Annotated in this window: 13 protein-coding genes; 3 read left to right on the forward strand and 10 right to left on the reverse strand. The window is 53.4% G+C overall.

All coding sequences use genetic code 11. The features are described from left to right. Positions 1-135: 135 nt before the first annotated feature. The 8 genes from F1728_RS29735 to F1728_RS29770 form a co-directional block, all read right to left on the reverse strand. Positions 136-564, reverse strand: coding sequence for a carboxypeptidase-like regulatory domain-containing protein (locus tag F1728_RS29735; protein ID WP_155367039.1), 429 nt, complete (start codon positions 562-564; stop codon positions 136-138). Between the two features lie 94 nt (positions 565-658). Then, entirely contained in the window at positions 659-1,657 is a 999-nt protein-coding gene (locus tag F1728_RS29740; protein WP_155367040.1) for a DUF1559 domain-containing protein, read from the reverse strand. 189 nt (positions 1,658-1,846) lie between these two features. Then, positions 1,847-2,230 carry a cupin domain-containing protein gene (locus tag F1728_RS29745; RefSeq protein ID WP_155367041.1) on the reverse strand — a complete coding sequence of 128 codons (384 nt, stop codon included), beginning with the start codon at positions 2,228-2,230 and terminating at the stop codon, positions 1,847-1,849. A gap of 195 nt (positions 2,231-2,425) precedes the next feature. Continuing rightward, a complete protein-coding gene (locus F1728_RS29750; RefSeq protein ID WP_145041460.1) occupies positions 2,426-3,745 on the reverse strand; it encodes a DUF1552 domain-containing protein in 1,320 nt (439 codons plus the stop codon). 14 nt (positions 3,746-3,759) lie between these two features. Beyond that, positions 3,760-5,457, reverse strand: a complete 1,698-nt coding sequence (locus F1728_RS29755; RefSeq protein WP_155367042.1) for a DUF1592 domain-containing protein — start codon at positions 5,455-5,457, stop codon at positions 3,760-3,762. Then, complete coding sequence (locus F1728_RS29760) at positions 5,454-6,044, reverse strand: c-type cytochrome (protein ID WP_194242594.1); 591 nt, start codon at positions 6,042-6,044, stop codon at positions 5,454-5,456. The genes F1728_RS29755 and F1728_RS29760 overlap by 4 nt, the downstream gene beginning before the upstream one ends. A 290-nt stretch (positions 6,045-6,334) precedes the next feature. Beyond that, positions 6,335-7,063, reverse strand: a complete 729-nt coding sequence (locus F1728_RS29765; protein WP_228030404.1) for a 3-keto-disaccharide hydrolase — start codon at positions 7,061-7,063, stop codon at positions 6,335-6,337. A 143-nt stretch (positions 7,064-7,206) separates the two neighbouring features. Further along, positions 7,207-8,619 (reverse strand): DUF1501 domain-containing protein, encoded by a 1,413-nt coding sequence (locus tag F1728_RS29770; protein WP_155367044.1) that lies wholly within the window; start codon positions 8,617-8,619, stop codon positions 7,207-7,209. Positions 8,620-9,237: 618 nt separating this feature from the next. Between F1728_RS29770 and F1728_RS29775 the strand changes: the two genes are divergently transcribed. From F1728_RS29775 to F1728_RS29785, 3 genes are all read left to right on the forward strand, one after another. Next, on the forward strand, positions 9,238-9,801 hold the full coding sequence (locus F1728_RS29775; protein ID WP_155367045.1) for a sigma-70 family RNA polymerase sigma factor: 564 nt from the start codon (positions 9,238-9,240) through the stop codon (positions 9,799-9,801). Next, complete coding sequence (locus tag F1728_RS29780) at positions 9,788-11,092, forward strand: anti-sigma factor (RefSeq protein WP_155367046.1); 1,305 nt, start codon at positions 9,788-9,790, stop codon at positions 11,090-11,092. The genes F1728_RS29775 and F1728_RS29780 overlap by 14 nt, the downstream gene beginning before the upstream one ends. 113 nt (positions 11,093-11,205) lie before the next feature. After that, positions 11,206-12,666, forward strand: coding sequence for a sulfatase (locus F1728_RS29785; protein WP_155367047.1), 1,461 nt, complete (start codon positions 11,206-11,208; stop codon positions 12,664-12,666). A gap of 19 nt (positions 12,667-12,685) precedes the next feature. Here the strand turns inward: F1728_RS29785 and F1728_RS29790 are convergent, their stop codons facing one another. Next, complete coding sequence (locus F1728_RS29790) at positions 12,686-13,726, reverse strand: Gfo/Idh/MocA family protein (protein WP_155367048.1); 1,041 nt, start codon at positions 13,724-13,726, stop codon at positions 12,686-12,688. Positions 13,727-13,770: 44 nt separating this feature from the next. After that, positions 13,771-15,057: a Gfo/Idh/MocA family protein gene (locus F1728_RS29795; RefSeq protein ID WP_194242595.1), complete on the reverse strand. Its 1,287-nt coding sequence runs from the start codon at positions 15,055-15,057 to the stop codon at positions 13,771-13,773. Between the last annotated feature and the right edge of the window lie 104 nt (positions 15,058-15,161).

Raw genomic sequence — 15,161 nt, forward strand, 5'->3', positions numbered from 1 at the left:
ACTTCGAGTATATCCGCTGGATTTACAGAACGAAATGGAGATACTTAGAGTTCTTAATTAAAATGGCAGGTTAAAAAAAACAGCCTGCAACAGTGCATTAATGGCTGTTGCAGGCTGGTGTTGGTCTGAAGCTGCTTACTTACTCTTCAACTCAAAGTTGGCTTTGTTCTCACCCGGTTCATTGACCTGGGCGATCAGACCACTGGTGGTGCGTTTGGTGTATTTCGCGGGAATCTTTACGGTCGATTTTTCCTGCGGCTTTTCTGCGAGGGCCATCGCGTTTTCTTCTTCGACGATAGGCGGACTGATGGTGACTTCGTATGCAGAGCCGACATCTGCCTGTGGAAAAGAGACCGTATAATTTCCGTTCTCATCCAGATTAGCGTACGCACTTTCGCCGGATTTGGACGAAGTGAACTGGATGCTGGCCTGCTGCAACGGCGCTCCATCGAGGGTCACGGATCCTGAGATCTCCACTGCGGGACGGACATTCGGATCTCCCGAACAACCCTGAGCCAGCAGCACAGAGACCAGCAGGTAACTGAAAAGTGATAGACGATACATTGTGAGAATCCTGAATTAAATGTGACGCAGTTGATACGCATCACGTACGTCGTTCAAATCTATGGGATAGAGAAATAGAACCAGAGGTCGTGGCTTACCACTCGCCGATGGTCTGGCCGTCATCGCGGACACAGAGTTTCTGGATCAGTAACAGGTCTGCGTTGTCGCTCAGGAACCGGGTTGCTCCGTCGCAGAGCAGCACATGCACGCCGCCGGTGTGGTAGGAAGTTAAGGGGGTGTTCCAGTCCCATTGGGCATTGGCTTCCGCACCCGTCGATTTCGGATTGGGACTGTGGAAGACCGACGTCACTCCGGTACCGAAACGGTGCTGTCCGGCTCCGCTGGCAATCCACTGAGTGACGGTACCGGCATAACTGGTGCCCGCCCAGCCTGAAGTGTAATCGGAACGCTTCAAAACCGGGTTACTGGCTGAGATCCGCGACTGTTCGGCAATGATGATTGTGTTCGACGAACCATCGGTCACGTCCCGCATGCCTTTGCACTCGTTGATCAGCAGACAGCCTGTGTTAGTGGCAAAGCTGTTATACTGAGTTTCGTAAGAGACATTCGTGCGCGCTGCGGGGTCAGGGTAAGCACCCATGATGCCGACATACTGATGCGACTGGGAACCCTGCTGTGGTTCGCCATTGGCATAGCTGATGGCCGGGTCTGAACTGGAAGGGCACATGTAAATGGAAGTGATGACTTTGTCTTTGAAGAGCAGGGTGTCGCCGTTGTATGCGCCCCCTCCGCCTTCCCAGAAATCGACGTCGCTGGTGGGGCTGTTCTTGGCGAGTTCGTAAATATTTGCCTGGTCCATGTAAGGCAGCAGAGCGAAACGCCAGTTGTGGGGGCCATCATTGGGGGCACGGGACCCGATGGGGAACTTGAGATAGACGTCGTGATAATTGTGGAGCGCCAGACCCATTTGTTTCAGGTTGTTTTTGCACTGACTGCGGCGGGCAGCTTCGCGGGCCTGTTGCACGGCGGGCAGGAGCAGGGCGATCAGAATCGCGATAATCGCAATCACAACCAGCAGCTCGATGAGCGTAAAACCAGATTTGCGCGTGACACGCGGCGGGTAATTCAACATTGGTAACCTTTTGGAAATATAACTGGGAAGGAATAAAAGGTGGGACAGCAGAGGCATGCTCCGAGGAATTGCATTTTAAATCGCAAGGGGGAGACTGCACAAGTAAATTATGTTAAGAAAATGCAATCTGCGTACATCTTACCTTGATGTAAGGACTTGCAGAGGAACTCCTTACGCAATATGAGGATTTTATGACCCCGAAGTGCGGAGATCTTCTGAGTCTGTGTAGCAGGAGCGGAGAAAATGCGGATTACAGACGACGAGAAATACCAGATCGTCTTCACCAATGTTGGTGATTCTCTGATCAGTGTCAGGCGGGATCCGCACGACATCGCCAGGATACACTTCCGTGGGTTCGTAGTCGCCCACTTCGACCAGTCCTGTTCCCGAGAGCATGATGTAGCGCTCGAAGGTCCCCTTGAGGCGATGGAACCGGGTTCGCTTGCCAGGCTCGACGCGGGCACGGGCGAGGGAGACTTCAGGATCCACATCCGGGCTAGACATCTCCAGGATATAGCACCCTTCCTCAAAGTAGTATTCGTCTTGTTCCTGGGGGCGGGTGATGTGGTCCATGCGCGTATCCTTTCATGTGCATTGATTGTCGTCAGGGTATTGCCTGAACCCGAATCATAAAGACCAATCACGTTGAATGAAAGTACCGGGGCCGATTTCCAACAGGTTGTACCAGGACTGAGTAAAAAAAGTGAGCACCAGCCTGCGGAGACTGGTGCTCACTCGAGTTCGTTGATTATCTCTCTGCGGACGCGATCAGGTCAGTTCAGAAATGATGCCGTCACCGCAGAAGTCGGGTTTACCGAAGGTCTCGATGTGATGACCCATGCCGTGGGCCAGCGACATCAGCAGACGGTTATGGGGAATGTTCTTGAACTGTAATGAACGTCCCATTTTGAAATCAAGTCCCTTACCGACGAGTACCAGCGGCACATCGTTCAGCGTGTGGGAGTTCCCTTTACCCAGTTCGTTGGTCCAGACGACCGTGGTGTTATCGAGCAGGGTTCCCTCGCCGTTAGGTTCGGGAGTCGAGTCGAGTTTCTCAACCAGGTAAGCGAGCTGCTCGCAGAACCATTTGTTGATCTTGGTCAGCTTTTCCTGCGAATCTTCGTCGCTGTCCGGTTTATGGGACAGTGAGTGGTGACCATCGTCGATCCCCAGCCACTTCATCCGTGCCTGACCGACCGAATTCGTATACTGCAGCGTTGCGACGCGTGCCATATCGTTAGCCAGACTGTTGACCATCAGGTCGATCTGCATTTTACTGGTGACCGGCATGTGGTCGTTATCGTTCTTGATACCCACTTCCTGAACCGGAACTTTGACGGCCAGTTTCTGTTCTGCGCTGGCTTTGAGTTCCTGTTCCATCTGGCGGACGTAGCTTTCGTGCTCTTCGAGCAACTGCTTGTCGGAACTGCTCAACTGAGAACGAACCTTTTTCAGGTCTTCGCGGACGTCGTCCAGAATGCTGGCCAGGCTCTTACGATCTTTCATCTGACCGTAGATCTTTTCAAACATCAGGTAGGGATCGTCAATCGGCGCGACCGGTTTGTTGGGACCTGCATAAACCATACGGGTCCAGGGGTCGGCACGATGTGGAACGTTCACACCAAATTCCAGCGAACCGAAACGGGTGCGGGTCTCTTTATTGCTTTGCAGGAATCGTTTGAGTTCCTGGTCGATGGACAGTCCGCTGGCCCAGCCGGCCGGAGTGTGCGATCCCCCCTGGATGTTACCGGGGAGCAATTCGATTCCGGTTAACAGACAGCTCATGCCACGCATGTGGCTGTCGCCGTCTCCCCGGACGCGGTCTGCGACCCCTTTAATCACCAGCATCTGGTCCTGGTATTTCTTCAGGGGCTGCATGATTTCCTTGAGCTCGAACTTATCGCCGGTCTCATCGGGCCAGTAAGTTTTGGGAACGATACCGTTGGGGCTGAACATCACGATCATACGCTTTTTGCGAATGCCGGCATCGGCGGCAAAACCAAGGCTGGGCAGATGCGAAACCAGCGGCAGGACTGCAGAAGAGAGTCCGAGTTTTTTGAGGAACTGGCGGCGGGATTGATATTTCATTGGTAGGCTCTTTCTCAGGATTGAGGCTGGTGCAGGGCAGCAACCTTCATGATTTCTACGAGCAGTTGTTGAATATTATATCCGGATTTTTCGAATCGGGTGGTCAAATCGTCACGGATTTTTTCGCCATAGGCATTAATTGGCTGTTTGACAGCCTGATGGAACAGCTGGTCTACAAAGGCGGCATGGGCGTTCTGATCCTGCGAGATATACTCTGCCAGATCGCGGGCACCATTAAACTTGACGGTATCACCGGTGAGTGAAACCAGCTCTGCAGAGGCGTTAATGTCTTTTTTGACTTCCTGTTTTCTGTATCGACCAATGGCGTCAAAGTGCTCCAGACTGAATCCGAGCGGGTTAATGATGCTATGGCACGACATACAGGCGGACGGTTTCGTGATCTGGGCGACCTTTTCGCGGGTCGTCATTCCCGCATGAAAATCGCCGTCTTTGAATTCTGTGGCCTGTGGTGGCGGCTTCAGGGAACGCCCCAGCAGACGTCGCGTGACGAACACGCCACGGTGAATCGGTGAACTCAGGTTGTGGTAGGCGAAGTTGGCCATCAGGTACGGGTGCGTCAGCACGCCGGCCCGTTTGTCTTTATCGAGAGATACCTTCTGGAATGATTCTCCTTCCGGCATCTCAACCTGGTATACTTTGGCCAGTCGCGAATTCATGTAAACGTAATCGGCCAGCAGCAACTGACGATAATCGGACGATCCGTTCCAGACGACGTCGTCGATGAACATATCCAGCGAAGTCCGCAGATCGGCGACCACGTGATCGTCGAATTCCGGGAACAGGGCTTTATCTTTCGCCAGCTCTTCTTTTTCATCCAGCTGTAACCAGTGGTGGAAAAAGTAGCGCAGCTTGGCCTGGGCCCGTGGATCATTCAGCATGCGCTCGGCCTGCTGGGCGATCTGTTCCGGCTTGTTGAGGCGTCCCGCTTTGGCGGCATCATACAGTTGGCGATCCGGCATGGAATCCCACAACCCGTAAGAGAGACGGGATGCGATTGTGAAATCGTCCGGCTGTGCGAATTCGCGGTCGGTATACAGGAAGCGGGGTGATTTCAGAATCAGCAGGACGGATCGCTTGGCAGCCAGCTCTGTTTTCAGCTCAGGCTGAAAGTGCTGATCTACGAAAAACGTTCTCTGTTCTGTTGTCAAAGGTCGGCGAAACGCCAGTTCGGCAAAGCGATGACAGAACTTCTGGACTTTATCCCGGCGGTCTTTGGCCTCGGGTTTGGTTCCGGCCAGACGATCCAGGTGCTTGATCACTCCCGTCATGATTTCGAGGGCCGCAGACGTCGTTGCGTCATCCCAGGACTTGGAGACCGCTACCCCGCGTTCATACCCGGAGACACTGTCATCCGGCGGGAACTCGGTCGAAACAATAAAGGTTCCCGGCACCTGTTGCGGAACGAGGTGCCGTTGCGGAATCACTTCCTGGGCCTTATGCGGCGGTTTCCACTCCAGGCTGATGGAGGAAGACTTATCTTTATATTTGAAAACATGCAGACGGAGCGTGTAAGGGCGACCTCCCAGCAGGCGGATCGTCGCTTTATGTTCCTTGGCCCGTCCCTGAGAGCTGACCCATTCATCAATGATCGGTTCCTGCTCATTGACCCAGAGCCGTGCCCCATTCTCGGTTTTGATGATGAATTCATAGTCGCCGGTCTCTTCCACGTAGACCGAACCCTCCCATTTCATGGAGAACTCTTCGGCGTTCTTGATTTTCTCGTGGGGGCTTTGTCTCCAAACTGGAAACTGACAACGGGGTCGATTCGTTTTTCAACCCGTTTGTCCCCTTTGAAATTCCGAGTAGAGAAATACTCAGCCCGCAGACCGTTCTCTTTATTCGTGACACGCGCATTTCCGAGGAAATGAGACATCAGGTCGGCGGTGGTATAGAAGTACTGGCGGACCGTCATGTGCGAGAGCTGAATCCGGGAGGCCTGGCTCTGGTCCTGCTCATCCGGGGAAAAGAAGCGGTCAAACACATACTGAGCGACCTGCTTCGCATCCTCACCCTCACAGAGCTCCGGATCTTCTTCCGGCATCGTCTCTTCAATAAGCATGGTCAGTTCAGCCAGGCTCTTTTGCCCCTGAAATGGATTGGCTTTTTCCGTGACACCTTGGCCATTCTTTGCATGGCATTCGATGCACAACTTTTGATAAATCTGTGCGCCGGTCCCCGTTTTCTTGTCGGAGGCATCAGCAGAACTCAAGAGCATACCACAGATCAACATCGTGATTGCGGATACGGAAAAGCGTCGGTATTGAGGGATGGTCATCATACCAGGCATCACATATTAAGGCAGGAAAAGCAGGAGGGAGTTCGCATTTTTAAAGGTCGCAAAAACACGTACCGGTAAGCTACATCATCGGTTAGTGGATTACCTTACCCTTATTATATTCGCTCCCCAGGCATTCGTCAAGGATTGGGAATTGCTCCAAACCGTTTGAATTACTGAGGTTAGTTAAGGAAGAGGGCTGTTTTGCCGCTGAAATCGCCACGAGAGACGCTCTGGCAGTCTCTCGTGGTCAGTCTGATATTTTCCGATAGAAACTCATGCGAAGCAGATGTTCATTTCAGGATCGGGGCCGTCTGTTCTTTGGTAGTGACTCCGGGCGGAAGTTCCATGATCTGAATGTTGCGGAACTGGATTTCGGCTCCCTCGGATTCCAGGCAGAGGTAGCCTTTTTTGATCGACGCGTTGCGCACGCCGTTCACGAATTTGCCGTTTACAGACAGCTTGACGGTTCCGTCCACACAGACCACGTCGTACACGTTCCATTGCCCTTTGCCTTTGCAGCGGTTTTCTATCGACTTGCTGCGGGTCCCTCGGGGATTGTCGGGAGTGGTGATCAGGCCATTGGCCCCGAACAGTTCGCCGTGTACGTAAGCGATGGGGGGCAGGGTGCCGTCTTTCATTTTGTGTTGATTGACCCAGTCGAGTTCGAGCATCTGGATTTCCATCCCTTTGGGCAGGCGTCGACCTTCGGGAACAGTCCCTTCACTCCAGGCGAAGACCCCCGAATTACCGCCGGCTTCCATGTGCCGCCATTCGATATGCAGGAGAAAATTTTCGTACTGTTTATCGGTCCGCATCACGCCAATCGGATGTCCCGTGCAGACGAGCATGCCATCTTTGACATACCAGGTATCTTTGTCAGTATTCACATTCACCCAGCCGGTCAGATCTTTTCCGTTGAAGAGCGGCTTATATTGAGGCAGGTCTGCTGCCTGAATCGCGTTGGTCAGAAAGCACAAAGCCAGGAAAGATCCAAAGAGGGTAGCACGTTGTTTCTGCATGATGAGGTCTCCTGTGGGGAACCGCTGATTTCAGGTAGGCGTATGTGAGTCGAGGGCACATTTCTGATTTGATCATACCGGTCGCCGAATCGCGATACAAGCAGATTGCGTCGGTGACAGCTGTCTGAGTCGTCTTAGGAACCTCACGCCAGTTCGGAAAGACGCTCTCCCTCGTCGAGCAGATATTGAGGGCGCCCATGCGGATCGTTAATCGTGATGGCATGAGGATCGATGCCCAGGTTGTGATACAGCGTGGTGAAGATGTCCTTATATGACACTGGACGATCTGTGACAGCGCTGGCAGTGCGATCGGTTGCGCCGATAACCTGACCAGTACGCATGCCACCCCCGGCGAGAATTGCGGGGCCGACGCGCGGCCAGTGATCGCGGCCACCGTTTTTGGAGTTGATCCGCGGCGTTCGACCAAACTCACCCCAGGCGATAATCGTGACATCGTCTAGCATGCCTCTTTCTTTCAGGTCTGATACCAGGGTGGCGAGCCCATGGTCGACAATCGGAAGCAGCTGCCGCATGCGGGAGAAATTACTGGAATGTGTGTCGAAATCACTGATCGAGATGCTCACGCATCGTACGCCGGCTTCAATCATCCGCCGGGCGAGTAGAAATTTTCGTGTCGCACCCGGACCCTCACTGGTATAAAACTTTTGATTCCTGGCTGACGCACCCAGACTATACTTTTCCATAATGGCCGGGTCTTCCTGTTCCAGGTCCAGTGCATCCGCCAGTCGTCCTGAAGTCAGAATGCTGACTGCCTGTTGTGAAAAACGATCCATGGCGTCCATCATTCCACTCGCATCCACTTTGCGGCGGATGGTGTCCAGTTCGGAGAGCAACGTTGTCCGGTTTTCCAGACGTTCCAGCGAGAGACTGGGATTAAGTTTGAGACTGACCTGATGCTCTTCACCCAGGCGTTTGAGCTCGTTCTGCATCCCTTTTTCCAGCTGTCGTTCGAACAGGTCTGAGATATCAGGACGAAACGGCTGATACGAGGGGCCCAGGAATCCGGGGCGTGCGCTGTTCCTTACCTGTCCGCGTCCCTGCATGAGATCGACAAACAGTGGTGCACGGTCGCGGGGGGAACCTTTGAGGTTTGAGACGACCGATCCCAGCGCGGGACGTCCGCCGACTGACTGCATGTCTTTTTTGCGGAATCCGGACTGGCATTGGAAGGCATCATGTGCCCCGGCTGAACCGATCAGAGAACGCACGAACGCAAACTGATCCGCCTGAGCTGCCATCCGGGGTAGCAGTTCACAGAGCTGAATCCCGGGCACGCTGGTAGAGATCGGCTGAAATTCGCCTCGGATCTCAACGGGGGCTTCGGGTTTCAGGTCGATGGTATCCATGTGCGGAGGACCTCCGTCCAGATGCACATTGATGATCGCTTTGCGAGAGTGCTGAATCCCCGCCTGTGCTTCCAGTCGCAGTAAGTCTGAGAGTGTCAGTCCTGCCAGACCGAGTGTGCCGAGTTTCAGAAAATCGCGGCGTGTAGCTCGTGAATATTGTTGACTCTGTGCGCTCAGAAATCTCAGCATGAATATCCCTTTTCCCTCGAGAGGTCATTCATCGACGCGAAATCGCTTCCCTGTGGTTCATGACGCGCCTGGTACAAATCAAAGTATGTTTATACCAGATTGGGTGAGAAGGACTCAAGCAGGATTCTCGAACGGGAGAACATTCCAACGATCAGAGAAGGATGGAGAAATCTCGGAATGTGAGATCTGGCGAGCTGTAATTCGCTTGAACGAAATCAGGCGGCGCTTGATACGCATCAAAACAGGCTTCGCTCTGCGTCAAACCACGTGTCTAATCAGCCCAGCAATAACTAACCGTCACTGAATGTCCCATGAAATGTGGTTTTAAAAACTGAAGGGAACCTGCCCTTTATTGTATATCGCAGAAAGGGGCAAAACGTTAACAACGAATTTCAAAAATAATCAAATTCGTTAGAAACAAAACTTTTTATATTAATGAACCAAACTTGTTTCTGATCTTCATCCATTCTTAATAGATTTCTCTACAATATAAAATATTGCCGTTGATGAATTACTCGATAACATTTCCAGCAAGAAGATCTTACAGTTTTCCATGATGGGATTCTGAATTCTTAAGATAAGAAAACTTACTGCAGAAAGAAAAGACGCACTTGCAAGATGGATGCGACACATACGACCTCACTCCAAACTGAAACTGCGCGAAGCCGTGCTGAGCTGGCTCGAAACTGGGTTAAAGTTCAACCCTCTTTGATGGCTTTCGTTGTAGCTTCGACTCCCCAGTTTAGTGATGCAGAAGATCTGCTGCAGGAAGTCGCAGCAGAAATAGCGATTCGTTACGACGAGTATGATAACACGCGGCCCTTTCTTCCCTGGGCCTTGTGGATTGCCAAAATAAAAATTGCCGACTTCTATCGCGGCAAGCGTAAAGACCGGGTGCTGTTCATGGGGGAAGCAATGGACGCACTGGCAGACGCCTGTTCCCGGGTACAACAGCTGATGACCGAAGAACGGGATCTGCTCGAGTACTGCCTGGATCAGCTGACAGAACGTTCGCGGCGACTGCTGGGCCTGCGGTATGCCGAAGATTTAAAACCGAAACAGATTGCCGGAGAACTGGGCACCTCAACCGGTTCCGTGCGTGTGACTCTTTCCCGCATTCGTACGACGTTAATGGAATGTGTTCAAAAGCGGGCGGCCGGTGAAGCGAATGTCGGATCTTAGCGAATACAAACAGAGTACGGCGCTCGAAAATATCGACGCCTATCTGGATGGAGAAGAGCTTTCTGAAGAAGAAGCTCACAAGCTCGAGCAGTGGATCAAGACCGACAGTGAAAATGCTGATCAGGCCTTCCGCCGCGTGTTTCTGCACTCCTATCTGCGTCAGCGATTTCAGACACGGGCCATCGGTGAACGACAGGCAAGGGAACTGGAATCTCGTAAGCAGGAACCGCTGATCCTGCCATCTGAGTCGGAAATTGAAATCAAACCCGAACCTCAGCCGCAGACGAAGCCCACCCCCGCGAAACGTCGTCGGCATCCGCTGCTGACCTGGCGCTGGTTTCTGCTGATTGGGATTGGACTCGTGTCGACGTTCAATCTGGCTGTCCTGTTCATCAAGGACTTCCAGATCCCTTACGACGAAGAGAAAGCCTTCGAGCAGCCCATCAATTTCGATTCCGATTACATGAAGAAAACCTTCCTCATGGCACGGGTGGCGGCACAGCCCTTCCTCTACGAAGGCTTCGATTATTCGAAAAAAGAACTGTTGGACAAAGAGGCCGAAGGCGTTAATGGGCTCAATGGTGGTGTCGGCTGGGCAGGGCCCTGGATCGATGAAGGCCCCGTCTATGCTTCGATCGTACACGATACAAAAAAGAAAAACCTGGGCAAGAACGACATGCGACTGTTCGGCACGCTCGGTTTTTCTGACCAGTACGGGAATATGCTGCTCACCAAAGGGGGGCAGTATCGGACCGGCCAGGTTTCGCAGTCCGTCTCGGTGCGTCACATCGATCTGCAGCAGGTGCCGCATGCACTCTCTGATGACAAAGGCTTTGGCGCAGATGGTGAAATCCTCTGGTTCAGCTTCATGGCCCAGTCTTACGATAATGAAGGCGACGGACGTTATGCCTACATCGATCTGGGTAACGAAGAGTCGAGCCTGCGGATCGGAAAGCTGTCCTCTGCCATTCGTGGTAACTGGGCTGCCGCCGGACAGGTCAATGGCACAGAAATCAATACTGCTTCCAGTGAAGTACTTTCGGGGCAGGCCGTTCTGATTGTTGGTCGAATTCTGTTTCGTCCCGGAGCGGAAGAGGTTGACCTGTGGTTGAACCCCGTGCTGAATAAGATTCCTGAACTGGACGAGGTCGATCTACGACTGATGGCCCCCGATCTCCGTATCGAACGGGTCAAGATCGTCAGTCGCTATTCGACGGACTTCGATGAGATCCGCGTCGGCGTCTCTTTTGTCGATGTGATTCCCGCCAGTGAACATGACGACAACGAATAAGTCCTGTCGTGTTTCGGATCAGAGTTGTGGCTGCCTGCAGGGAACCGTAGAATAAATCTGTAATCATTCAGATTAACTGCGCAACTTAGTCCTCATGCCACGGGTGTCCATCGATGAAATTCCCCCGCACGTTACAACTGCTCTGTCTTTTATTTCTGCTGGCACACAGTTCTCCAGCTTCTGCAGCCGAGCAGAAGATGAATGTGCTGTTTATTATTTCCGACGACCTGACTGCGACGGCACTCTCCTGTTACGGGAATCAGGTCTGCCAGACACCGAATATCGACCGCATCGCGGCTAAGGGAACACGCTTCACCCACGCGTACTGTCAGGCAACCTACTGCGGCCCCTCGCGGGCGTCTTTCATGTCCGGTTATTATCCCCATGCGACCAAAGCATTCGGGTATGTCAGTCCTCGGTCCTACATTGGCGAGAAACCGACCTGGGCACAGCTCTTCAAGAACAACGGCTATTACTCCGCGCGTGTCAGCAAGATTTACCACATGGGAGTCCCCGGAGACATTGAAAAGGGGAACGACGGCACCGACGATCCGGCTTCCTGGACCGAACGTTTTAACAGCCAGGGGCCCGAATGGGCCGCTCCAGGAGAGGGAGAGACACTTGAGAATAACCCAGACGGCAAAAAGCCGGCCGTGGGCGGTAATACTTTCGTGGTTGTGGAAGCGGACGGGGATGACCTCGTGCATTCCGACGGAAAAACTGCCCGCAAGGCTGTCGAACTGATCCAGCAGCACAAAGACGAACCGTTTTTCCTTGGTATCGGCTTTGTGCGTCCGCACGTACCCTTTGTCGCGCCCCGGACTTACTTTCCGCCGTATAAGCCTTACAGCAAACATGTTCTGCCGGAAAAAGTACCCGGTGACTGGGATGATATTCCCAAGCTGGGGATCAATTATAAAACCAGCAAAGGCATGCAGATGGATATCCGGCGACAGAAGAAGGCGGTCGGTGGGTACCTCGCCTCAGTTGCCTACATGGATCGTCAGGTCGGGAAAGTCCTCGATGCCCTGGAGCAGGCAGGGATAGCTGACCGGACCATTGTGATCTTCACCAGCGATCACGGTTACCATCTGGGAGAACACGATTTTTGGGCGAAGGTCAGCCTGCATGAGGAGTCGGCTGCCGTACCATTGATTATCAGCGTCCCCGGTAAATCACCCGCCGTCTGTAATTCACTCGCCGAACTGCTCGACCTTTATCCAACGATCAGCAGCTTATGTGGTCTGCAGGTACCTGCAGGCATTCAGGGCAAAAATCTGGCTCCGCTTCTGGATGACCCCACACTGAGTGTCCGCGAAGCTGCCTTCAGTGTTGATCCACGCAATAAAGGCAATCGCGGCTTTCTGCTACGCGATGAGCGCTGGGCTTATATCCAATACCGGGAAGACGCTTCGGGGGGCATCGAACTGTTCGATATGGAACAAGATCCCAAACAGTACACGAACCTGGCCGAAAAACCGGGCTATGAAAAGGTGGTGGCCCAGTTCAAGCAGCGGATGGCTGAGAAGCTCAAGACGGTTCGCTCGAATGATCTGGGGCACAGCTACGACTGAACCGGCTGGACAGCGTCACTCACTCGATGGGGATCTGTTGCGTCTCTCCTGTAGCAGAGGCCTGATAGGCTGCGTATATCGTTCTCAGAACCTGCAAGCTGTCGTGGCTGTCGAGTGGCGGCGGTTCCTTGTCGAGCACAGAGCGGATCGCCGAATGCACGAAAGGCGTGTAACCGCGTGGTTGCACCGATTCCTCAAATTTATGAATCGTTCCCGGCTTGTCCGAGTTGAGATGCCACTGCAGGTAACGGCCCGTAGAATAATCCATTTCCAGCCAGCCCTTGGAACCCCAGATCTTGATCAGCGACTGTTTCCCACGGTTGGTGTAATAGCCTGACGACAACGTGCCCAGAAAGCCTTTATGGAACTTCAGGCTTAATGCCACAGAGTCTTCCACGTCGATCGGCTGACCGCCGATGTTGGTGACAAACCCGTTCACGGCACTGATTCTGGTGTCGGTCAGGTACATCCCCAGATCAAGCCAGTGAATTCCCAGCCAGATCAGATGCCCTCCGCCAGCCCGGTCTTTCTGGGCGAACCAGCCTTGATGATAGCTTTTGCTCGTGAGCCGCGTCTGGTCGGCAATGTAGTTGAGTTCAATCGCATAGATCTTGCCGAACACTCCTTTGCGAATCATGCGGCGGGCCGCTTTGACTTCCGGATTACTTCGATTGGCGAGCGCGAGCATCAGGTTGAGATGCTTGCTGTCCGCTTTCTGAACCAGGGCTTCGAACTGATCGATACTCGTGCAGGCCGGCTTTTCTGCGAACACGTGGCAACCATGTTCCAGCGCCATGTCAATCGCTGCTGGAGCCTTGATGGCTTCCAGCGTGACCAGCGCCATGTCCGGTTTCTCTTTCTCAAACAGCTGGCTGGGGTTGTCATACACGCGCGTCAGTTTGTCCCCCAGCTTCTCTTTCGCCAGAGCCGTGTGTTTGTGGCCTTCGTCGGAGAGGACGATTTCCTTGATGTCTTCTGAGGAAGCCAGCGCCGGAAAATAAGCGCCCAGGTGAGGCGACGTCTCACTGATGATGAGCGCGACTGTTGCTTTATCTGCCATGTGTCTGCTTTCTACTGATGTGCGTTGCTGTAATCTCTAATGCATCATACCTGCGGCAGTTCATAGCCGTCACGATAAGTTCTCGTCAAATACTGATTGGCGTCTTTATCTTCCGGGAAGGTTTCCGTTTTTGGGTCAAAGACCAGCCGGCGTCCGGTGCGGTACGCGATATTCCCCAGGTGGCTGAGCATCGCTGAATAGTGGCCTTCCTCAATCTCCGCCAGCAGTTCCTGCGATTTGCGGCTTTTGACACAGTCGAGGAAGTTCTGGTAATGAGCTCCCGTGTCCTGCCATTTCTGTTCGAATGCCGGGCCGCGTTCATGCTTGTAGAAAATCCGATACCCGGAACGGTCAACCATCATGAACCCTTTGTCACCGTAGATAATGTTGTCGTTGTCATGGCGATGGGCCTGCATCCGGTAGGGGGTGAAGTCGCGCTGCTCGTAGACGTAGAGCAGATCGTCATACTCCCAGGTGACCACCATTGTGTCGGGAGTTTCCTGGGCATCTCCTTTGGAACCCAGCTTCGCACCACTGCAGGAAACCGCATTCGGTGCCTTAAGATTCAACGCCCAGCGACCGATGTCGATCTGATGCACTCCGTCATTACCGATATCCCCGGTGCCGAAATCCCAGTTCCAGTGCCACGAGGTGTGAAAACAGTTGCGATTGAAGGGCCGCTTCTGGGCCGGCCCCAGCCACAAATCATAATTGACACCTTCAGGAACCGCTTCATCAGGACGTGGCGGATACAGGGCCCGACGTTGATTGTTAATCGCCTTGACCATCATGACCTTCCCGATGGCACCGTCCTGGATCTGCTTCCACGCTTTCTGATAGACGGGAGTCGCCCGTAGATTCGTTCCGTGCTGCACCACACGCTTGTATTTCCGGGCAGCATTGACCAGTTGGCGACCCTCGTGAATGTTGTGCGAACAGGGTTTTTCGACATACACGTCTTTGCCGGCCTGGCAGGCCATGATCGCCGCAGGAGTGTGCCAGTGGTCGGGAGTCGCAATCACGATGGCATCGATCTCGTCTCCCTCAAGCAGGCTGCGGAAGTCTTCCACCTGGCGCGGTCGCTTTGTGCCGGCTTTTTCAGCCTGCTCTGCCATCTGACCACTTCGACTCTGATCGGGATCACAGACCGCGACCAGATTGCTCTCGGGGAGTTTCGCAAACCAGTTCCCCAACCCACGTCCGCGACCGCCACATCCTACCAGGGCGACATTCACCTTTTCATTCGCGGAGACCGCAGCCTGACTCAGAGAGGCCAGGCTCATTGAAGCCAGGGAAGCACCTATGAATGTGCGACGATTGACGTGAGTCATAACGAATCTCCTCAGACGGGGTTTTGATTTCGAGTACGGACGCAAATCGCAGGTCTTCATCCTACCACGCAGGAGAACCATGTATCAAGCGGGGTTGATGTAAA

The sequence above is a fragment of the Gimesia benthica genome (genome assembly GCF_009720525.1).
GTDB classification, from domain to species: domain Bacteria; phylum Planctomycetota; class Planctomycetia; order Planctomycetales; family Planctomycetaceae; genus Gimesia; species Gimesia benthica.